Raw genomic sequence first — 20,350 nt, 5'->3', positions numbered from 1 at the left:
ATATCGCCAACACCTTTGGAATCCAAGATATTACGCGCCTTTTCTAAATCTTCCTTGGTCAACCCAGACATTATTCACCTCGCTTTATACTAGCAATTAAAAACTCTTCCACTGAGCGTCTAACCTTCAACCATTGCCCCAACTTGTCAGGGCGCATTATCACCTTGACCAGTACGTCCCCGAACACCACGAAAGTCATTTCGCATGAATAGTAATTCGGTATTTTTGGCCGCCAGTCGCAATACCCCACAGAAGTCATATCATCGAGCTCGCCTTCCCAGTAGATAAGCTTCTTGTGATTTTCAAAGACAGCGTCACGCGCCTCTACGCGATAGAGGCTGTATGACTCATCGTATTCAGCAACCGTTATTGTTTCTGCAGGGCTCTTCCGCAGAAGAAATTCGAGCTTAAGTCGTAAATCTCCCTCTCTTGCAGTTATCGGGGCCACAGCGACCAATAACCCTTCATGCTCCAAGCCCTGCCTAAACACCAAGCTATCGTCCGCCGGAGCAAGTCCCGGCCAGGTCATTGATAAAAAAACAGATACAAGACTTGCGTCACAGCCTTTTTTGTTATTGACAAAATCAGGATCAAAAGAGCTTTTTCCTTCGTACTCTGGCCAGAACGGAAAATACAACCTTGAAAATTCGTATACCTTCCCTGATATTTTCCCACATACTATAGGATCAACGGCTATCCTCTCCCTTTTCTTCCACGGCTCACTTTTCCAGGCCACACTTATCATCACGACCACGGGAATCAATAAGAGTACAGCAGCACAAACTCTTAGAAAATTCCAAGCCCACAGGCAAAACCGAAAGAACAGTTTCCTCATAATCACTCAGCGCTCCTTCAAGCTTTCTTGCATATGCCACCGCATGGGGCCCAGGAAGTAACTTATAATTCTGCGCCTATCTACAACGACCTCCGCCCGCTATGTCATACCCGCAGCAAGTGGCAACTCTTCATCTCCTACGCCCCCCTGAGCGAGCTCTGCATATTTATCTCCATTTGCAGCCAACAGGTCGTAAATCGCTGACAGCCCCTTACCCTCTAGAGCGACACTCGCCTCTTCAATATCTGCAACCTCGAGCCTGATCATTTACCTTCTCCTTGTTTTACACTTCGCTTTAGAAATTCCTCAACTCTATTTACCATACTCCTCCACTCCCCTAGCTTACCCCGCAGAAACTTAACACTCACAAGAGCATCCCCACCAGAAAGCACAAACTTCAAATCGCAGTAAGAATTATCTTCATCATACGCCCTTACACAATAAACTATGTATTGCATGCGCCCATCCTTTTCCAGCCAGAAAAAGTCCTGCTTATCTCCAGGAAAAACTCTACTGACACCCTCTACATATGTCATTCCAATGTTTGGTTCGTAACCTGCCTGTTCAAACGCCGTTATCGGGGTTGCCCGAAGATAACTTTTGAGTCTCTTTTCTAACCCGGTCGCCCCATGAACCCAGGGCTCGACGGCAACGGTCACGCCACCAAAACTGAAAGATGTTGCCTCACCGTAAGGGACAGGCTGCATCTCCGGCCAACTCATTGCCATATAGAGCGAGACCAAATTTGCACCACAGCCTTTTTTGTTGTTTACGAAACCCGGCTCCCAGGAACTTTCACCTTCATATTCCGGCCAATAGATTACATATCTCCTAGGAAGCTCATAAACAACACCTGAGATCTTTCCACATACCATTGGACTAGAGGCAGTGAATTTCTTGGGTGCCCAAGTCGAGGTAGTAGCAACGGCAACCAACAGCCAGACGATACTTAGAAATAACAATAGCTTGCTGAGGCGCCACAACACACGACCAAAAAAATTGCCAATCGCACTCAGCCTCCCGAGCAGCACCTTCAAAAAAAACAAAAAATATTTGAACGTAACCATTACCCCCCTAGAGCCAGCCTACCTATATCAGGCACTAGGCCAACTGAGCTTCAGACAAATCATAAGCGACTTCGAAATTTCTTTCGCACAGCACGGATATCCTGCCCCTAGCTCCGAAAGTATCTGAACCCATGAGTCCAACACCATGAAAACCTGCTATAGCAGCCAAAATTACTGCGCAGGGTACATCGCCGACAGGCCTTCATTTTTCAGCAAGACCCTCGCAAGTTCTATATCAGAATGGCTTAGCCTCGTCACACCTCCCTATTTTTCATTAGACTTCAAGAAATTCTTGGATTGCAAAGCTATTTCATTCCATTTATCTAGCTTATCCCACCCACATTCGATCTTCACAATACTTTGCCTGTCATCATATGGTGCAATTGGCCTTGGTTTTCCACTGAGCATGACATATCCGAAAGCCAGCCCCGCACAACCAGCAGGAACACATAAAGCGACTGCCGCACTAACTCTAAGTGCATTCCATACAATCTCGTATAGCATTATCCAGCCGCCTTTTTTTTGCGCTCGCTCCGAACTCATTTTTATCGCTCCACTAGACTTTCATTCATATGCCGCTGCAGCGGGCTCAGGAAATAACTTATAACTTTCCGCCTATCTACAATTACTTCCGCACGCACAGACATTCCCGCTGTCAACGGCATATCCTTTTCCCCTATGCGCAACGTTTCCTTACCCAATTGGACCCGAGCGCTATAGACCAAGCCCCGCCGCTCGTCCTCAATGGCGTCATGTGAAATGCTCTGAACTACACCAGGCACAACCCCGTACTTGGTAAACGTGAACGTCTCGACTTTCACTTCCACCGGCTGCCCCGGATACACAAAGCCGATATCCTTGTTCTCGACTTTCACTTCCACTTCCACCGGCTGGCCCGTTGGCACAATGACCATCAATGTCTGCGCGGGTGTAACCACACCACCTTGGGTATGGATGGCCAATTGCTGGACGGTACCGTCAACGGGTGATGTCAGAACCTTGAGGCGATGGCGCTGCTCGGCCTTGTTCAATTCCTGTTCAAGGGTTGCAATGCGCCGCTGCGCATCACCGTGAAGATCGAGCATGGCTCTGCGCAGCTGGGCAATGGCACCGCTTCGACGGTGCTGAGCGGCAAGCCGTGCAGCGTTCAGTTCGTCGATGCGTGAGCGCTGGAGTGCCAGTTCGCGCTCTTGCTCCAGGCGGGCCTGTTCCTTTTCCAGGTAGGTGTGCTTGGCCACGGCCGATTCACTGAACAAAAGCTTGTAATCCGCCGTCAGTTGGCGGGTGATAACCAGCAGTTGCCGGAGCGCGTCAGCCCGGCCCTGGGCAGAACGGATTTCGGCAGCGCGTTGACCGATTTCGGCATCAGCCTGCTCCAACGTGGCCTGAAGCTCGAGGTACTGCCCTTCCAGCCAGCGTTGCGCGTTTGCCTGCTGCGCGGCCGTGGCCTGCGGTATCAGTGGTGCCAGGGAAGCAGGCGCGTCATCGCCGTCCAGCGCACTCAGCAGTGTGCTGGCTCGTGCCTGGTCGATCCGCGCCGCCAGCAGTTCGCTGCCCAAGCGCTTTACATCGGCCTCGGTCAACTGCCCTTCCAGCTCGACCAACGCATCGCCTTTGCGCACTGCCTGGCCATCGACGACATGGATCGCCTGCACCACCGCGACCTCGCTGGCCTGGATCAGCTTGCTCCTGCCGCTGGGTACGATCTTGCCCTCGGCACTGGCAACGACGTCGATCTCACCGATGCAAGCCCAGACAAGCGCCAGCCCGATGAACGTCAGCAGGCTCCACTGCAGGTAGCGCGGCAAGGGATGTACTGGTGTTTCCTGCAGGGACAGTGCCGCAGGCAAAAAGGCCAGCTCATCCGGCTCACGGATGGGGCCATCCATGCGTCGGCGCTGTCTCCAGGCCCCTCGCCACGCTTCTCGATAGCGCTCGAAAAGCTCCTTGAAGGCCGTGCTCATACGGCAGCCCCAAGTTGCAGCCGATACAGATAGGCGTAGGTGCCTTGTGGCTTGCCCACCAACTCGTCATGAGGCCCTTGCTCGATGATCTGCCCGCGCTCCATGACCACGATACGGTCGGCGTGACGTACAGCCGAAAGCCGGTGGGCAATTATGATCACCGTGCGCTGCGCGCAGATCCGCGCCATGTTCTGCTGGATGATCCGTTCGGACTCATAGTCCAGCGCGCTGGTGGCCTCGTCGAAAATCAGGATGCGTGGGTTGCCGAACAGCGCCCGGGCGATGGCAATGCGCTGTCGCTGGCCACCTGACAGGCTGGCACCGTGCTCGCCGACCAAGGTTTCATAGCCATCCGGCAATTCGAGGATGAACTCGTGGGCCCCCGCCAGCGTCGCTGCGGCGATGACCTCTTCAAGCGGTGCCGCCGGGTTGCCAAGGGCGATGTTCTCCCGCACGGTGCGCCGAAATAGCACGTTCTCCTGCAGCACCACACCGATATGCCGACGCAGTGAAGCCACATCGGCTACCGCCAAGTCAGCACCGTCGAGCAATACCCGCCCCCGCTCGGGTGAGTACAACCTCTGGATCAGGCGTGTCAGCGTGCTCTTGCCTGACCCCGAGCGACCTACAATGCCAACCACTTCTCCGGCAGCAATCTTCAGGCTGACATCGCGCACGACTTCCCCCCCGTCCGGCCGGTAGCGAAAACACACACGATCGAGCTCGATCTGCCCGGCTAGTGCTGGCAGCACCGTACCCTTGCCCTGGTTGACCTCGGTACGGGTGTTGAGAATGTCGCCCAGGCGTTGAATCGATACGCCTGTCTGCTGGAAGCTGGTCCAGAGTTGAGCCAGCCGGATAATGGGTTGCGAGACGCGCCCTGCCAGCATGTTGAAGGCGATCAGTTCGCCCACCGTGAGTTCGCCGTCGATGACCAGGCGAGCCCCCAGCCACAACGTGGCGACCGTGACCAGCTTGCCGATCAGGCCTACGCTCTCATTCGCGAGGTTGGAAAGGCTCTGGGTCTTGAAGCTGGCCGATACATAAGCTGCCAACTGATTGTTCCAGCGCCGGGTAATCTGCGGTTCCACGGCCATCGACTTCAGCGTATCGATGCCGTTCACCGCCTCCACCAGAAATGCTTGATTCTCGGCGCCGCGCTGGAAACTCTGATCGATCCGCGCCCGCAGCAGTGGGGTAACGACCAGGGATACGAGAAAATATAAAGGCAATGAGCCGACGACCACCAACGTCAACCAGCCGCTATAAAGGAACATGACAGCGATGAAGACCACCGTGAACACTACATCCAGCAACAGCGTGATACTGTTGTTGGTCAGGAAACTTCTGATGTTCTCCAGTTCGCGTACTCGGGCAACCGAGTCACCGACTCGCCTGGCCTGAAAGTAGGCGGCGGGAAGATCGACCAAGTGCCTGAACAGTCTTGCACCTAGTTCGACATCAATCCTTGACGCTGTATGAGCTGCCACATAAGTACGCAAACCACTCAGCAATGTTTCAAATAGAACCACGACCAACAAGCCCAGGGCGATAACATCCAGTGTGGTCAACCCACGATGCACCAGTACTTTGTCCATTACCACTTGGAAGAACAGAGGTGTCAGCAACGCCAATATCTGAATGACCAAGGAGACAACAAGCACTTCGCCAAATAGCCGCCTGTACTTCACCACGGCTGGAATGAACCAGGTCAGATCGAAACGCGACAGCCCATGCGGCAACTGGGCATCGGAGCGAACCAGAATGAGTTCTCCCGACCAGCGCATGGCAAGTTCTGCCAAGGTCAGTGCTTGTGGTGCACGGGAATCTGGGTCTTGCACCAGAACCTGCTCACCTTCCGCGCGAGCGATGATGAAATACTCACCACGCGTATCCACGGCTATGGCAGGCAATGGCGCATGCTTAAGCCGATTCGGATCGATGCTGCGATGCTTGGCCTTGAGACCTAGTTGCTGAAATGCCCGGAGTATTGCGCCAGTCGAGAATCGCTCACCCGCTGGTGCATGGTCGTGCTGCAACTGCTCGGCAGAGACAGCTATATCATGATAACGCGCCAGCGTGATCAGACAGACCAGCCCACTTTCAATAGCGCTGGTATTACACCCATAAGTCAAATCAGGCACCACGCCACCTCATATAAAAACTGAATATGAGGTGATACTAGCCTGAAGCAATAGGACAAGCGTCCTACAAGGCTCCGACAGATGCGTGGGACACTTCTGACTTTAAAGCAATATTCGTAGGAAATTTCCTATTGACGAAAAATTCAATGTAGGAAGTTATACCTAGCGTCGTAGGAAAGAATGACTAAAATTAATCATATCCACTCTAGAATGGGCATTTGAGTGGATATGTCGGAAATCAACGGATCAAGGCACCCAGCCCATCGAGCAACCGCTGCAAAGCCCCTTGATTGGCCCGCATTACCGCCCTGCCCGCCTCGCCCATGCGCTGTGCATCCTGCGGCAACTCGACCAGCCGCCGCACTGCTTCGGCCAGCCCGTCGGCATCATCCACCTGCTGCAACGCCCCCGCCTCGCGCAGCATCGCGCTGATTTCAAGGAAGTTGAACACATGCGGCCCCATCAGTACCGGCAAGGCCAGCGCCGCGGGCTCCAGCGGGTTGTGCCCGCCGGTCGCCACCAGGCTGCCACCGACGAAGGCAATGTCGGCCAGGGCATAGAGGAACAGCAGTTCGCCCATGGTATCGCCGAGCAATACGCGAGTCTGCGCATCGACCGGCGTGCCGGCAGAGCGGCGCGCGGTGGTGAACTGTTCGCTGCACAGCGCATGCACCGCTGCGAAGCGCTCCGGGTGGCGCGGCACCAGGATCAGCAAGGCATCACCATGCACCTGCAGCAACTGCCGGTGCGCCTGCAGGATCAGCGCATCCTCGCCTTCATGTGTACTGGCCGCGATCCACACCGGGCGCTGTGCAGCCCCCCACTGTTCACGCAATGCCTTGGCACGCGGCAACAGTTGCTCATCGATCTTCAGGTCGAACTTGATCGAACCGGTGACCTGCACGCACTCCGGACGCGCACCCAGGTCACGGAAGCGCTGGGCCTCGGTTTCGGTCTGCACGGCAATCAGGCTCATCTCGGCCAGCATCGGCCGGGTCAGCCCGGCAAAGCGCCCATAGCCACGGGCCGAGCGCTCAGACAAGCGTGCGTTGGCCAGCGCTACCGGAATGCCGCGCTTCGCACACTGGTGGATGTGGTTGGGCCACAGCTCGGTTTCCATGATGATGCCCAGCTTCGGCCGCACATGGTCGAGAAAGCGCCCTGCCGCCCAAGGCAGGTCGTAGGGCAGGTAGCAATGCTGCACGCGAGGTTCGTCGGCGAACATGGCGCGAATGCGCTCTGAACCGGTCGGGGTCATGCAGGTAAGCGTGATTGGCATTTCCGGGTAGGCCTTGAGCAAGGCGCGCACCATCGGTGCCGCCGCAATGCTCTCGCCCACCGATACCGCGTGCACCCAGATGCCGCCCCGGCGCATGGGCGGCAGCCTGAAAGCAAAGCGCTCGCCAATGCGTTGACCATAGGCCGGCGCCTTGCGCGCGCGCAGATAAAGGCGCAGCGCAACCAGCGGCAGGCCCAGGTGAAACAACAAGGTATAGAGAGTTCTGTTCATGGCCGCGGAGTTTACCCGATCGCGCGCAGGTGCACCGCAAAGCGCTCGGCCAGCCACTGCGCAGCAGGCCCCAGCGGCTCGTCGCGGCGCCAGGCCAGTTCCACCACCAAGGCCGGTGGCCGCCACTCGCTGTCCAGTTCGACCATGTGCGCCTGATAGGTCGGGTACTGCACCACGTGCCGCGGCAGCCAGGCCCAGCCCAGGCCACGCATCAGCAGTTCGGCCATGGCGTAGAAGCTGTCGGCGCGCCATACCTGCGGGCTGATCGCTTCGCCGCCGGGGTAGCCGCTTTGCTGCGGGGCAATCAGCAATTGTCGGTGGCGCGCCAGTTGCTGCCGGGTAACCCGGCCTTCGCCGGCGAGCGGGTGACCGACCGCGCATACCGTGACCATTTCGACGCTACCCAAGGCGCGCCGCTCCAGCGAAGCCGGGATGCTCTCGTGGTGGAAGAACAGTCCAAGATCGGCGCGCCGCTCCACCAGCTTGCGCGCCACATCGCCCTGGGCACCGCTGGCCAGCTGCACCTCCAGGAACGGGTAGCGGCTGGCCAGTTCGTCGAGGCTGTCAATGACCGGCTGATAGGGCATGGCTTCGTCCTGGGCGACCCGCAACAAGGCCTCCTGCCCGCGCATCAGCGCCAACGCACGGCCATCCAGACGCTCGCACTGGCGCAACAGTTCGCGGGCATCTTCCAACAGGGCGCTGCCGTTCTCGGTCAGCTTGGGTTGCCGGCCACTGCTGCGCTCGAACAAGGTTACCCCCAGGTCGGTTTCGAGCAGGGCGATCGCGCTGCTGATTGCCGACTGGGCCTTGCGCTGCTCGCGGGCCACGGCAGAGAACGAGCGCAGTTCTGCAACGCGCAGGAAAGTACGCAACTGTTCAAGGTTCCAGTGCTCGGCCATCGACCTATCTCGCATAGTGATAGGTAATGACTTTACCCCATTCGGGGTGGGACTAGAATCTGCGGCCAGCTAACGGAGGATCTCGCCATGAATGCCTACACCTACCTCGCCATCGCCATCTGCGCCGAAGTCATCGCCACCGCTTCCATGAAAGCGGTGAAAGGCTTGAGTACGCCCTTGCCGTTGCTGCTGATGGTGGTTGGTTACGGCATTGCTTTCTGGATGCTGACCCTGGTGGTGCGCAGCATTCCGGTGGGGATCGCCTATGCCATCTGGTCGGGGCTGGGGATTGTGCTGATCAGTGTGGCAGCGCTGGTGATCTATGGGCAGAAGCTGGATGTGCCAGCGATGCTGGGGATGGCCATGATTGTGGGTGGGGTGGTGGTGATTCAGCTGTTTTCGAAGACGGCTGGGCATTGAGGCAGCCTGTACGGGCCTTATCGCCGGCAAGCCAGCTCCCACAGAGTTGATACAGGCCGCAGGGTCAACGCCATCCCTGTGGGAGCTGGCTTGCCGGCGATAGGGCCATCACAGGTATACCCTGTATACTTGCCAGCTGTCCCAGTCTTCGAGGTACCGCCATGCCATCCGCCATTTCCACTGACGTACTGATCGTCGGCGCAGGGGTCGCAGGCCTCTGGCTCAATGCCCGCCTGCGCCGGCTGGGCTACTCGACAGTACTGGTGGAACGCGCCAGCCTTGGCGGCGAGCAGACCATCAAGTCTCAGGGCATCATCCATGGCGGCACCAAGTACGCCCTGCATGGCGCCCTCACCGGCGCTTCGGAAGCCATCGCCGACATGCCGCGACGCTGGCGCGAAGCGCTGAGCGGCAGCGGCGAGCTGGACCTGACCCGCACTCGCCTGCTGTCCGACGCCCATTACCTGTGGTCGCCTGGCACCCTGGCCGGCAATCTCACCAGTTTCTTCGCCAGCAAGGCCGTGCGCGGCCGGGTCGACCAGGTGAAGGGCGAGCAACTACCGCCCGCGCTGCAGGACCGCGCCTTCAAGGGCAAGGTCTATCGCCTGGCCGAGCTGGTCATCGACGTGCCCAGCCTGCTGGCCAACCTGGCTGAGCTGGCAGGCGACAGCCTGCTGGCCGGTGAGCACATCGAGCCGCTGCGCGAGGGCGAAGACCTGGTTGGCCTGCGCGTCGACGAGCGCGACATCCGCGCACAGCGTATCGTGCTCAGCGCCGGCGCCGGCACCGAGCAGCTGCTGCATGCCCTGGGCCTGAACCAGCCAGCCATGCAGACACGCCCGCTGCATATGGTGATGGCCAAGGGTACCAACCTTAAACCGCTTTATGCCCATTGCCTGGGCGGCGGGCCGAAGCCACGGGTGACGGTGACCACCCACCCGGCCGCCGATGGCCAGTGGGTCTGGTACCTGGGTGGCGACCTGGCCGAAGCCGACGGCGTTGCCCGCGAGCCGGCTGCGCAAATCGCCGCGGCACAGAAAGAAATCGCCAGCCTGCTGCCATGGGTCGACCAGAGCCAAGTGCGCTGGGCCACCCTGCGGGTCGACCGAGCGGAACCGGCGCAATCGGGCCTGGTACGCCCGGACAACGCCTTCCTCGCCGACCAGCAACGCCTGCTGGTGGGCTGGCCGACCAAGCTGGCCCTGGCACCGGACTTCAGCGACCGGGTCATCAGCCACCTGGAGCGCGACGGTATCCGCCCACAGGCGCAGGCCGACCTGGCTGACCTGCCACGCCCACCGCTGGGCGTACCGGCCTGGGAGCAACTGCTGCCATGAGCCTGCCGACCCTGCACGACTTCCATCGCCCCTTGGGCAGCACCGGTTTAAAGGTTTCGCCGCTGGGCCTGGGCACGGTCAAGCTGGGCCGCGATCAGGGCGTCAAGTACCCTACCGGTTTCACCATCCCCGGCGACGACGAAGCCCGCCTGCTGCTGGCCCAGGCCCACGAGCTGGGTATCAACCTGATCGACACCGCCCCAGCCTACGGCCGCAGCGAAGAACGCCTGGGCCCGCTACTGCGCGGCCAGCGCGATGAATGGGTGATCGTCAGCAAGGTTGGCGAAGAGTTCGACAACGGCCAATCGCACTTCGATTTCAGCGCCGCCCATACCCGCCGCTCGGTGGAGCGAAGCCTGCGCCGCCTGGAAACCGACCGCATCGAATTGGTGCTGGTGCATTCGGACGGCAACGACCTGGCGATCCTCGAACAGCAGGAGGTTTACCAGACCCTTGCCGAGCTCAAGCAGGAGGGCAAGATCCTCGGCTTCGGCCTGTCTGGCAAGACCGTCGCCGGCGGCCTGAAGGCACTGGAGCAAGGCGACTGCGCCATGGTCACCTACAACCTCAACGAACAGGCAGAACGCCCGGTGCTGGACTACGCTGCCGAACACGGCAAGGCCATCCTGGTGAAGAAGGCACTGGCCAGTGGGCATATCTGCCTTGCCCCGGGCGTTGACCCGGTACAAGCCAGTTTCGAGCTGCTGTTCGCCCACCCGGGCGTGAGCAGTGCTATCGTCGGCACCATCAATCCGTTGCACCTGGCCCACAACGTGGCCACCGTCGCCCGTATTCTGGGCCAGCATTGAGTTGCCCCAGGCCCATGGGCCTGGACTGACCCGACGCAAGGAGGAGCCTCGTGGCGCGAACGCTGATCCGCAAGAACCCGAGCAACTTCAAGACACTACCGCTACATGTCGAGGCCACGCCCGAAGGTCTGATCTACCAGAGCATCGGGATGCCGCTGAATTTTGCCCAGATCCAACAACGACGCAAGGCTATCCAGCTGCCCGACGTGCAGCGCTTCGTGATCGAACTGGCCAACCTTGGCGTGTCGGTACGGCTGACCCTGCATTGGCAGAACCGCGATTACTGGGTGCTGGTACGTCAGCGCCGGCAAGACCGTGGCGATGTGGTGCTGAAACTGATTTCCGGCTATGTGCCGGCGCAGGAGCTGAACCTGCCATTGCACACGGCCGTGCAGGAAGTGGCCGAGGAATGCTTGCTGGAAACCCCGGAAGGCTGGCTGGGCGGGCGCTTCAATGACACCTGGCTGCCGATTCCCTACGCTGCTGCCCTGCATTACCGCGAAACGCCGCACTTCGTGCTGGCCCCGGAGTCCGGTGCCGCGCGCCCGGTGCACTGCGGCAAGCTGATGCTGCTGGAGCGGCCACGCGCGTATGTGCACTTGCCCACCGCCTCGCTGCAACTGATCTACGATATGCGCCTGCAGGTACCACGGGACGCCAAGAAGCTCAGCCTGTTCCACGTTGATGAGCGGCTGGAGGGCGACCAACTGGTGGCGCGGCTAAATCGCAAACGACCAGACCTGTACCTGATGCCATTGAAGGACGGCCAGCCACTGGCTGAGCTGTATACCGTGAAGAAGGACGAACTGGTGCCGGCAAGCACGCGCGGGCTGTACCTGGCCGAAAGTTTTGCCCGGCAGGATGGCTGGGTGGTCACGGACGAGCGGGTGCGCTGGAAGGATTGGGTGAAGCAGCAGGGGTTGGTGGAGAACAAGCCGGTGCGGGCATCGCACCTGCAGCGGTTTGGCGACAAGGCGCTAGCGCTGCTGGAGCGGGCGCGTACTTCGCTGCATAAATGATGATTGGGGCCGCCAGGCGGCCCTTCGCGGGCATGCCCGCTCCCACAGGAGCGGTGTAATCCTCAAGCCTGCGCCGTACTTGTGGGAGCGGGCACGCCCGCGAAGGGCTGCACAGCAGCCCCAAAGCATCAGTTCTTGCGAATCTTCTCGACGATCGCCGTGGTCGAGCTGTTCTCGACCAGCCCCAGCACCTTCACGGTACCGCCATAGGCCTTGACGATATCGGCACCCACCACCTGGTCGATGCCATAGTCGCCACCCTTGACCAGCACGTCCGGCTTGACCTGGCTCAGCAGGTTCTCCGGCGTGCCCTCGGGGAAGCTGATGACCCAATCCACTGCCCCCAACCCGGCCAGTACGGCCATGCGCCGGTCGACGCTGTTGATCGGCCGGCCCGGCCCTTTCAGGCGGCTGACCGAGGCATCGTCATTGACCGCGACGATCAGGCGATCGCCTTGGGCCCGCGCCTGTTCCAGGTAAGTGACATGCCCGGCATGCAGGATGTCGAAGCAACCATTGGTGAAGACGATCTTCTCTTTGTGCGCCCGCGCGTCGTCGATGGCCAGCAGCAGTTGCTCCAGGCCCAGCACGCCGCGCTCGGAGCCTTCCTCACGCTGGATCGCCCGGCGCAGCTCGGGGGCGCTGATCGCAGCCGTACCCAGCTTTCCGACCACGATGCCCGCTGCCAGATTGGCCAGGGCCACCGCGTGGGGCAGGTCCTCGCCGGCAGCGATGGCCGCGGCGAGAGTGGAGATGACGGTATCACCGGCACCGGTCACATCGAACACTTCACGCGCCCGCGCCGGTAGGTGCAGGGCCGGCTGGCCGCTGCGCAGCAGGGTCATGCCGTGCTCGCCACGTGTCACCAGCAAGGCGCCCAGGTCCAGGTCCTGCAGCAGCTGCAAGCCCTTGGCTACCAGCTCGGCCTCATCGGCGCAACGGCCGACGATGGTCTCGAACTCGCTGAGGTTGGGAGTGATCAGGCTGGCGCCACGGTAGATGGAAAAATCCTTGCCCTTGGGGTCGGCCAGCACCGGAATGCCCTTGGCCCGCGCGGCCTGGATCAGGCTCTGGTGGTTTTTCAGTGCGCCCTTGCCGTAGTCGGACAGGACCAGCACCTTGACGCCCTCGAGCAGGCTGTCGACCTCCGCACCCAGCGACAGCGGGTCGGTAGCGAATGGCTCTTCGAAATCGATGCGCAGCAACTGCTGGTGACGGCTCATTACCCGCAGCTTGACGATGGTCGGCTGGTGCGCAATGCGCTGGAACACCGAGCGCACGCCTGCAGCTTGCAGGCTGTTGGCCAGGCTGTCGGCGGCCTCATCCTGGCCGGTGACGCCAATCAGCGAAGCCGGTGCACCCAGGGCGGCGATGTTCAAGGCAACGTTGGCCGCGCCGCCGGGGCGATCCTCGATCTGATCGACCTTGACCACCGGGACTGGCGCTTCAGGCGAGATACGTGAAGTACCGCCATGCCAGTAGCGGTCGAGCATGACATCGCCGACCACCAGTACCGGGGCTTGATCGAAACGCGGCATGGACAACTTCATGGGCAACCCATATGGAAATAATGAACAGGGACAGGATATTAGCACAGGGTAGACGACGGCTTTATGGCCAGATCACCCCAGGAAAATTCCCGTGACAATCGGGGCCGCGATGGCCCCGATCAGCGAGGGGTCAGGTGATATCGGCCTTGGCCGGCTCATCCAGGCCCATGGCATGCAGGCGGGCATAATGGCCATTGGCCGCAAGCAGCTCGGCATGGGTGCCGCGCTCGACCAGGCGCCCCTGGTCCATGACCAGGATCTGGTCAGCTTTCTCGATGGTCGACAGACGGTGGGCGATCACCAGCGTGGTACGGCCCTGCATCACATGGTCCAGGGCAGCCTGGATATGCCGCTCGGACTCGGTATCCAGCGCCGAGGTGGCTTCGTCGAGGATCAGCAGCGGCGCATTCTTCAGCAGTGCCCGGGCAATCGCCAGGCGCTGGCGCTGGCCGCCGGAGAGCAGTACGCCGTTCTCACCCACTTCGGTATCGAAGCCTTTCGGCAGCCGGTCGACGAACTCCTTGGCATAGGCATCGGCCGCAGCGGCTTCGATGTCGGCGCGCGGGGCGCCGGCCAGGTCGCCATAGGCGATGTTGTTGGCCACGGTATCGTTGAACAGGGTGACATGCTGGGTCACCTGCGAAACGTGGCGACGCAGGTTGCGCAGGCGATAGTTCTCGATCTCCACGCCATCGAGCAGGATCTGCCCCTGGTCGTGGTGATAGAAGCGCGGTATCAGCGCTGCAAGCGTAGACTTGCCACTGCCGGAGCGGCCGACCAGTGCAATCATCTGCCCTGGCTCGGCTACGAAGCTGATATCGCTCAGCACCTCACGCTCGGTACCCGGGTAGGTGAAGCTGAGGTTGCGCACTTCCAGGCGCCCTTCCACCCGCTCCTTCTCGACGGTACCGGTATCCACTTCAGGCTCTTCGTCCAGTTGCTCGAAGATGCTTTCGGCGCCGGCCAGGCCCTTCTGGATGGTCGAGCTGACTTCCGAAAGCTGACGTATCGGCTTGGGCAACAGGCCGGCGGCGGTGATGTAAGCCACCAGATCACCGGCAGTGGAATCACCGCGCAGGAACAGCACCAGGAACATCAGCGCGGCCATGGCGGTGTAGATCACCAGCTGCAGCATCGGCGTGTACAGCGAGCCGGTCTTGGTCATGTGCAACTGCTTGTCGGTATTGCTCTGGCTGGCCTTGCCGAAACGCTGCTCCTCGTAGGCCTCGCCGCCGAAGCTGCGCACCACGCGGTAGCCCTGGATGGTTTCCGAGGCGACATGGGTGACGTCGCCCATGGCTACCTGGATTTTTTTGCTCTGCTTGCGGAATTTCTTGCTGGCGACGCTGACCATCACCGCGATTACCGGCAGGATGGCGACCATAACGAGGGTCAGGTGCCAGTTCATCCACAGCAGGTAACCAAACAGGAACACCACGGTCAGGCCTTCGCGGATCACCACCTTGATCGCATCGGTCGCAGCACCAGTGACCATGGTCACGTTGAAGGTGATGCGCGAGATCAGGTGCCCGGAGTTGTGGTTGTCGAAGTAGCGGTTAGGCAGCACCAGCAGCTTGTTGAACAGTTCCACACGCAGGTCGTGCACCAGGCACAGGGAAACCTTGGCCAGGAAGTAGTTGCCGAGGAACGAGCCCAGACCCTGCCACGCGGCGATCAGGATAATCAGCAGCGGCACCGCCTGCAGCAGTTGCAGGTCGCGCAGGTAAGGAACGTTTGGGAACAACACCGCTTCGGGGTTGCTCAACCCATCTACGAAATACTTCAGGATCCCGGCCAGCATCGGCTGGGTCGAGGCAAAGATCACGAAACCGATGATGCTCAGCAGGAAAATGCCGACATAGGGTTTCACATAGCTCAGCAGCCGGAAGTAGATCTTCAGGCTGGAGGTGTGTTCCGCCGGTCGCGGTGTTTCGGCCATTATCAAGCTCGCTGTTCAGGTTGAACCGGAAATTTTACCACAGGCATCATTTTCGGCACTCCCCCATGGCAGCAACATGGCCAGGCCCACGGGCAGCCAGCTGATGAACCATTCGGCACGGGGCGTACCAGTGAGGCTGGCGGCATCGAACTGCATGGCCAGGGTGGAGTACACCCAGAAACCGAGCAGGATCTTGCCGAACAATGTGCCACGTGCGCGGACGATTTCGCCCAGGGTGTACAGCCACACCATGACCCACAGCAGCATGCCGGGCAGGCCCATCTCCACTGCGATGTGGGTGAACATGTTGTGGGTATGGTCGAAGTGCATGCCCACTGCATTCACGTCGTAGGCAGCGCCCAGGCCAAGGCCGGTCCAGGGATGTGCGGCAATCATGTCGGCCACGGCATGGAAGATTTCCGGCCGGTAGGACGAACCGCGCTGGGCGATAAGGTCGTAAACGAGATAGAAGGCCAGGCCGGTGGCAATGGCCGCCAGGACGGCAAAAACCCGGCTGTGGCGGTCACGGAACCACAACGGGGCCAGGATCACGGTGAGCACCAGGGCCAGGACTGCCCCACGGCTCTGGCTGAGCATGACAAACAACCCCAGGCACACCAGCGCTACCAGCCACAGCAACTGCAGGCCACGTTGCCGCGGCGGCTCGTAAAGCAGGAAAAGCACGGCTGAACCGATGACATAGGCGCCCAGAATCGGGTGCGATATCTCGCCAATGCCCTCCAGGCGGGCCAGCAAAGGCATGCCCAGCACGCCGTAGAAATGGACTATCGAGATCAGCGCGGCAACGGCCAGCAAAGCGCTGCCGGCCTGCAACAGCTGACGAACGCGGGCTTGGCCAAGCTGGCCCAGCAGCGGGAACGCCAGCAGGAATACCAGGATGTAGAGCAGGCGCTTGGCCTCGCGCCCCGGGTTTTCTGCGGCCGACCAGACCAGGCTGAGCCCACTCCATACCAGCAACAGCAACACACTTCCCCACAAGGCCGGCTGACGCCGCCAGGCCTGCATTATTACGTGCCTTGCGGACCACGCCATTGCCAGGGTCGGCAACCACAGGAACAGCACCAGCCCTTGCTGATAGACCTTGTTGCTCGGTGCCAGGGCAATCGCAGCCAGGAACCAGACCAGACCAAATCCCAACCAGGCTCGCGCCCAGCTTTTTTGATACAACATCCTTTCCCCCGATGAATCAAAGCACCATCCAATGGTGCTACAACATTATTTTCGGCATTATTGCCGGTCATTCTGTTCGCCCGACGACAAGGCTCTATTCATGCAATGCTCCCGGCTCCCCCAGGTCGACTTCGATCAGCTGACACAAGGCGCACAGGTGCTTGAGGCAGATAGCCATGGCGCCAAAGTCTACCTGCTCGCGGATGGTAATTTCCTCAAGGTTTTTCGTAGGAAGCGGCTGATTTCATCTGCACTGCTGCGCCCGTACTCGCAGCGCTTTGTCGACAACGCCGCGCGCCTTGCACAACTGGGCATCCCCACTCTGGAGGTGATCAGCCAGCATAAGCTCGAGCTACCGGGACGAACTGCCGTACTGTACCGCCCGCTGCCTGGGCGTACCTTGCTGCAGATGTCGCGCGATGAGGGTTTCAGCTGGGATACCTATCTGCCACGCCTGATCGAACTGATCCGCCAGCTGCACCGCAGCGGCGTGTATTTCCGCTCGTTGCACCTGGGTAATGTGGTGGTCACACCCGACCAGCAGTTGGGCCTGATCGACGTGGCCGACATGCGCTTCCTGCGCCCACCACTGTCGGCGCGCATGATTCGGCGCAATGTGCAGCATATGGTGCGCTATATCGAGCGGGAGAACCTGGGCGACCGCTTCCCCCTTGCCGCCTTCGAGGCAGCTTTGCTCGAGCGCTGAGCGTCAGCTGCGCAAAAGGCTCTGCGAGCCGTTGCAGAACGCCTGCCAGGCCTGCTCCGGGGCCAGCGCCTGGCGCTGCCGGGCTGCTACCGCCGGGGCACCTATAACCGAGCAACGCTCGATCGCCTCGGCCCAGGCATTTTCATCGGCAACGGGCAGGTAGCCACCGGTGTCCTGCAACTGCTCGCGGAACACCTGCAGGTCGCTGCATACCACCGGCACGTCGGCCATGACCGCCTCCTGCACCACCAGCCCAAGGCCTTCAGAACGCGAAGGCACCAATAGCCAGTCGAATGCCCGATACAGTCGCTGCAGGTCATCGCGGTGACCACTCAGGTGAACGCGCCCGGCCAGGCCCAGCGCGTCGATACGGGCTTGCAGCACCTCACGCAGAGGGCCTTCGCCGATGATTGCCAACTGCAGGTCCGACTGCCGCACACAGGCCTTGGCGAACGCCTCGATCAGCATCTCGAAACCTTTGCTTTCCACCAGTCGCCCGACCGCGCCCAGCATCACCCCTGTTACCTGTGGCAGCTGCAGGGCTTGCCTGGCCGCATCCCTGCTCAACAACGGTTCGGCGAAAGCCAGCGGGTCAAGGGCCATGCGCAAGGTCTGCACCGGCCTGCCCAGGTCGTGTTCGAGTGACGTGGCAAGTGTCTGTGAAACGGCGGCAATACTCAGCCGCTCGACCGGAAACATACGCAGCAGGCGAACATCACTGGCACTCAGACGCGTCTTGCCATGGAACAGCACCTTGGCACGTACTTGCGGAACTTGATGCATCAATGGCAACACCAACCGCGCCACACCGACACCGTCGATCAGCACGACTTCAGCCTGTGCCTCTTTCAGAGCCTTGCGCAAACGCATTCGCAACCATGGGCGCAACAGGCGCCAGAAGTGCCGCCCTTTCAGCGCCCGTGACGGCATATGCCACTCCCGGGTCGAACCAAGCCCACAGCAGAGTCCGCTACCCAGCAGCAGCCAATTACTGATCCGGGCATCGGCACCCGCATGTGACAGAATCTGCCGATGCACCTTGTGGATGGACATGTACGGCGATCCACCCGCCCACATCATATTGACGATGTTCATGGGCCCTCTCCCGCTCACGTAAGGTGGGACAGCGACTTCATTGAACAAAAATGGTGATTCCCATGCCAATCACGGCACCCGCCACCAGCGTCAATGCCAACTTTATCCGATCACGCTTACGACGTTTGGCCTTGCGTTCCACTTCGATGGGCAAGGTCACGTGATTACCAAATCCAGTGTGCAATACTGCATCACCCTCCAAGGTGACCGCTGTCAGATTTAACTCAGCATAGCGTCGGGAAAGTGCCTTCTCTCCAGCATAGGCGGCAAATGGCGCGCAACGCTGGTAATCGCTCAAACGGCGCAACCCGGGGTTGAGCGAAAATGCCTGCCACTCGGCCTTATCGGACAGCAGCGGGTAGCAAGGCACACCGGCGATCAACCGGCGATCCCCCAGGTGGATGTACGGGCTGTGGATGGCCAGGTCATGGGCATGGCTGCGCAGCCACACCTGCAACAGGTCGGGGCTGGCCTCCAGGATGGCCCGAGAGTCCTCGACGAAGCCCTGGCGATAGAAGTGCCAGTCGTCCTCGCAGTGAAAGATGTAGGGCGTCTTGACATGGCTGTAGGCCAGGTCGATAGACGGCAACTGCCCCAACTTGGGCCGGTTTACGAACACCTTGCAGTGCGGTTTCCAGTGCTCAGGCACAGCGGCATGCACGGCATCGTCACCGGAATCTTCGGTGATGAACACTTCGCGAATGGGCGCGGTATTGTAGCGATCGAAACTCTCAAGGGTGTCTTTGAGCAGATCGAACCGCCCACAACTGGTCACGACGAGCGTGACGTCACTCTCATTTGAAAAGCGCACCGGACTCCCTCCGCATTGCGACTATCGACTTTCAACGCCCGCTCCGTAGGCGCGAAAGTTCTAATGTTAGATGCCCAGCTTCAGGCGCAGCCGCTGCCATGCAGACAACGGCGGATGGGGCCTGAGCGCCGGGCGCATGTGGTCGACGATGCTACGTCCAACTGCCCCGAAACTGAAACGGGAAACCGCCAGGTGGCGGCCATTTTCTGCAATCTGCCGGGCCAGTTCAGGGTCCGCACGCAAACGGCGGAGCTTCTCCTGAAGGGTCGGGATGCTGTCATAGAACACTACGTTGTGCATGTCCTGCAGGCCCAGCGCGCGGTTCTCTTCCTCGCCTTGGTCATACGCCAGCAACACACAGCCGCAGGCCATGGCTTCGAAGTTCTTGATCATGTATTCGCCCATGCCAACGTCGGCACTGACGAAGAAGCGGATCCGGTTGAGTGTGTTGCAGTAATCTTCACCCGACTTGGTACGGGTCACCACCAGGTTCTCGACCCGACCCAACTCGTCCAGCAATGCCTTGCGGCCGCTGTAGGCCACGCTGTTGGTGCTGCCGACGAAGGCCAGCTCGATGTCGCGCTCACGCCCCTGGTCGGCCAGCAATTGCTCGTCGTAGCCCTTGGGCACGAACACGGCGTCGAAACCTTCCTGACGCAGGCGCTCGCTGACCATGTAGCCTGAGCTGATCACTCGCGCCCAGGGCAACTTGCGGTAATGGGCGCTGAACTTGCCTGTGTACTTGCACGGGATGTAGTTCTGGTAGGCATCGTGCTCGAGTATGACCAGGTTCGGCACGGTACGGATGAATGCCGCCTGACGGATTTCCTGCTTGAAACGCAGGAAGAAGACAATGCGGTCATAGCGCTCGACCTGCACTTCGCGCTTGAAATAGCGGCGCAGATTGCGCTGGTCTTCGCTGGTCAGCCAGCGCAGGTCGCACTCGCAGTTGGCCGCGACGCCATCGTACAGACGGTCGAGAATCGCCCGCTGTTCCTTCTGCACCAGAAATAGGACTTTCATTGGGTTCCTTGGGCGCTCTGCGCCATCG

General features: G+C 60.2%; 19 protein-coding genes. 5 read left to right on the top strand and 14 right to left on the bottom strand.

From position 1 onward, the window contains the following. Positions 1-70: 70 nt before the first annotated feature. From ACLCGK_RS29235 to ACLCGK_RS29200, 8 genes are all read right to left on the bottom strand, one after another. A complete protein-coding gene (locus ACLCGK_RS29235; protein ID WP_410952242.1) occupies positions 71-835 on the bottom strand; it encodes a hypothetical protein in 765 nt (254 codons plus the stop codon). Between the two features lie 99 nt (positions 836-934). Then, positions 935-1,102, bottom strand: coding sequence for a hypothetical protein (locus tag ACLCGK_RS29230; RefSeq protein WP_232880758.1), 168 nt, complete (start codon positions 1,100-1,102; stop codon positions 935-937). Continuing rightward, positions 1,099-1,902, bottom strand: a complete 804-nt coding sequence (locus ACLCGK_RS29225) for a hypothetical protein (protein ID WP_410952241.1) — start codon at positions 1,900-1,902, stop codon at positions 1,099-1,101. The genes ACLCGK_RS29230 and ACLCGK_RS29225 overlap by 4 nt, the downstream gene beginning before the upstream one ends. 264 nt (positions 1,903-2,166) lie before the next feature. Further along, positions 2,167-2,445, bottom strand: coding sequence for a hypothetical protein (locus ACLCGK_RS29220; RefSeq protein ID WP_410952240.1), 279 nt, complete (start codon positions 2,443-2,445; stop codon positions 2,167-2,169). Between the two features lie 2 nt (positions 2,446-2,447). Then, positions 2,448-3,866 (bottom strand): HlyD family type I secretion periplasmic adaptor subunit, encoded by a 1,419-nt coding sequence (locus ACLCGK_RS29215; protein WP_410952239.1) that lies wholly within the window; start codon positions 3,864-3,866, stop codon positions 2,448-2,450. Then, positions 3,863-6,010, bottom strand: coding sequence for a type I secretion system permease/ATPase (locus ACLCGK_RS29210; RefSeq protein ID WP_410952238.1), 2,148 nt, complete (start codon positions 6,008-6,010; stop codon positions 3,863-3,865). The genes ACLCGK_RS29215 and ACLCGK_RS29210 overlap by 4 nt, the downstream gene beginning before the upstream one ends. Positions 6,011-6,248: 238 nt before the next feature. Next, complete coding sequence (gene waaA, locus ACLCGK_RS29205; RefSeq protein WP_410952237.1) at positions 6,249-7,520, bottom strand: lipid IV(A) 3-deoxy-D-manno-octulosonic acid transferase; 1,272 nt, start codon at positions 7,518-7,520, stop codon at positions 6,249-6,251. Between the two features lie 11 nt (positions 7,521-7,531). Continuing rightward, the gene (locus ACLCGK_RS29200) at positions 7,532-8,422 is read right to left on the bottom strand and encodes a LysR family transcriptional regulator (RefSeq protein ID WP_013974467.1); all 891 of its coding nucleotides are present in this window, start codon (positions 8,420-8,422) and stop codon (positions 7,532-7,534) included. An 87-nt stretch (positions 8,423-8,509) separates the two neighbouring features. On the opposite strand from ACLCGK_RS29200, the gene ACLCGK_RS29195 reads away from it, so the two are divergent. From ACLCGK_RS29195 to ACLCGK_RS29180, 4 genes are all read left to right on the top strand, one after another. Further along, on the top strand, positions 8,510-8,842 hold the full coding sequence (locus ACLCGK_RS29195) for a DMT family transporter (protein ID WP_008095055.1): 333 nt from the start codon (positions 8,510-8,512) through the stop codon (positions 8,840-8,842). Positions 8,843-9,003: 161 nt separating this feature from the next. Then, on the top strand, positions 9,004-10,179 hold the full coding sequence (locus ACLCGK_RS29190) for an NAD(P)/FAD-dependent oxidoreductase (protein ID WP_410952236.1): 1,176 nt from the start codon (positions 9,004-9,006) through the stop codon (positions 10,177-10,179). Beyond that, positions 10,176-10,988 carry an aldo/keto reductase gene (locus ACLCGK_RS29185; protein ID WP_410952235.1) on the top strand — a complete coding sequence of 271 codons (813 nt, stop codon included), beginning with the start codon at positions 10,176-10,178 and terminating at the stop codon, positions 10,986-10,988. The genes ACLCGK_RS29190 and ACLCGK_RS29185 overlap by 4 nt, the downstream gene beginning before the upstream one ends. Before the next feature lie 50 nt (positions 10,989-11,038). Next, entirely contained in the window at positions 11,039-12,007 is a 969-nt protein-coding gene (locus ACLCGK_RS29180; protein ID WP_410952234.1) for a metal ABC transporter ATPase, read from the top strand. A 128-nt stretch (positions 12,008-12,135) separates the two neighbouring features. Here ACLCGK_RS29180 and hldE read toward each other — a convergent pair whose 3' ends face one another. The 3 genes from hldE to ACLCGK_RS29165 all read right to left on the bottom strand — a co-directional run bounded on the left by hldE (position 12,136) and on the right by ACLCGK_RS29165 (position 16,687). After that, complete coding sequence (gene hldE / locus ACLCGK_RS29175) at positions 12,136-13,557, bottom strand: bifunctional D-glycero-beta-D-manno-heptose-7-phosphate kinase/D-glycero-beta-D-manno-heptose 1-phosphate adenylyltransferase HldE (protein WP_013974472.1); 1,422 nt, start codon at positions 13,555-13,557, stop codon at positions 12,136-12,138. Positions 13,558-13,687: 130 nt separating this feature from the next. Then, entirely contained in the window at positions 13,688-15,496 is a 1,809-nt protein-coding gene (gene msbA / locus ACLCGK_RS29170; RefSeq protein WP_013974473.1) for a lipid A export permease/ATP-binding protein MsbA, read from the bottom strand. A gap of 15 nt (positions 15,497-15,511) precedes the next feature. After that, positions 15,512-16,687: an O-antigen ligase family protein gene (locus ACLCGK_RS29165; RefSeq protein WP_410952233.1), complete on the bottom strand. Its 1,176-nt coding sequence runs from the start codon at positions 16,685-16,687 to the stop codon at positions 15,512-15,514. 100 nt (positions 16,688-16,787) lie between these two features. Between ACLCGK_RS29165 and ACLCGK_RS29160 the strand changes: the two genes are divergently transcribed. Beyond that, positions 16,788-17,393, top strand: a complete 606-nt coding sequence (locus tag ACLCGK_RS29160) for a toluene tolerance protein (RefSeq protein ID WP_410952232.1) — start codon at positions 16,788-16,790, stop codon at positions 17,391-17,393. 3 nt (positions 17,394-17,396) lie between these two features. Here the strand turns inward: ACLCGK_RS29160 and ACLCGK_RS29155 are convergent, their stop codons facing one another. The 3 genes from ACLCGK_RS29155 to ACLCGK_RS29145 all read right to left on the bottom strand — a co-directional run bounded on the left by ACLCGK_RS29155 (position 17,397) and on the right by ACLCGK_RS29145 (position 20,322). Further along, positions 17,397-18,488, bottom strand: a complete 1,092-nt coding sequence (locus ACLCGK_RS29155; RefSeq protein ID WP_013974476.1) for a glycosyltransferase — start codon at positions 18,486-18,488, stop codon at positions 17,397-17,399. Positions 18,489-18,525: 37 nt separating this feature from the next. Further along, positions 18,526-19,299, bottom strand: a complete 774-nt coding sequence (locus ACLCGK_RS29150) for a glycosyltransferase family 2 protein (protein WP_023663307.1) — start codon at positions 19,297-19,299, stop codon at positions 18,526-18,528. A gap of 66 nt (positions 19,300-19,365) precedes the next feature. Next, on the bottom strand, positions 19,366-20,322 hold the full coding sequence (locus tag ACLCGK_RS29145; protein WP_015272035.1) for a glycosyltransferase: 957 nt from the start codon (positions 20,320-20,322) through the stop codon (positions 19,366-19,368). Positions 20,323-20,350 lie beyond the last annotated feature (28 nt).

The organism is Pseudomonas sp. S1(2024) (assembly GCF_046557535.1).
The sequence above is the reverse complement of the archived record's forward strand: the minus strand, read 5'-3'. Positions and strand labels throughout refer to the sequence as shown.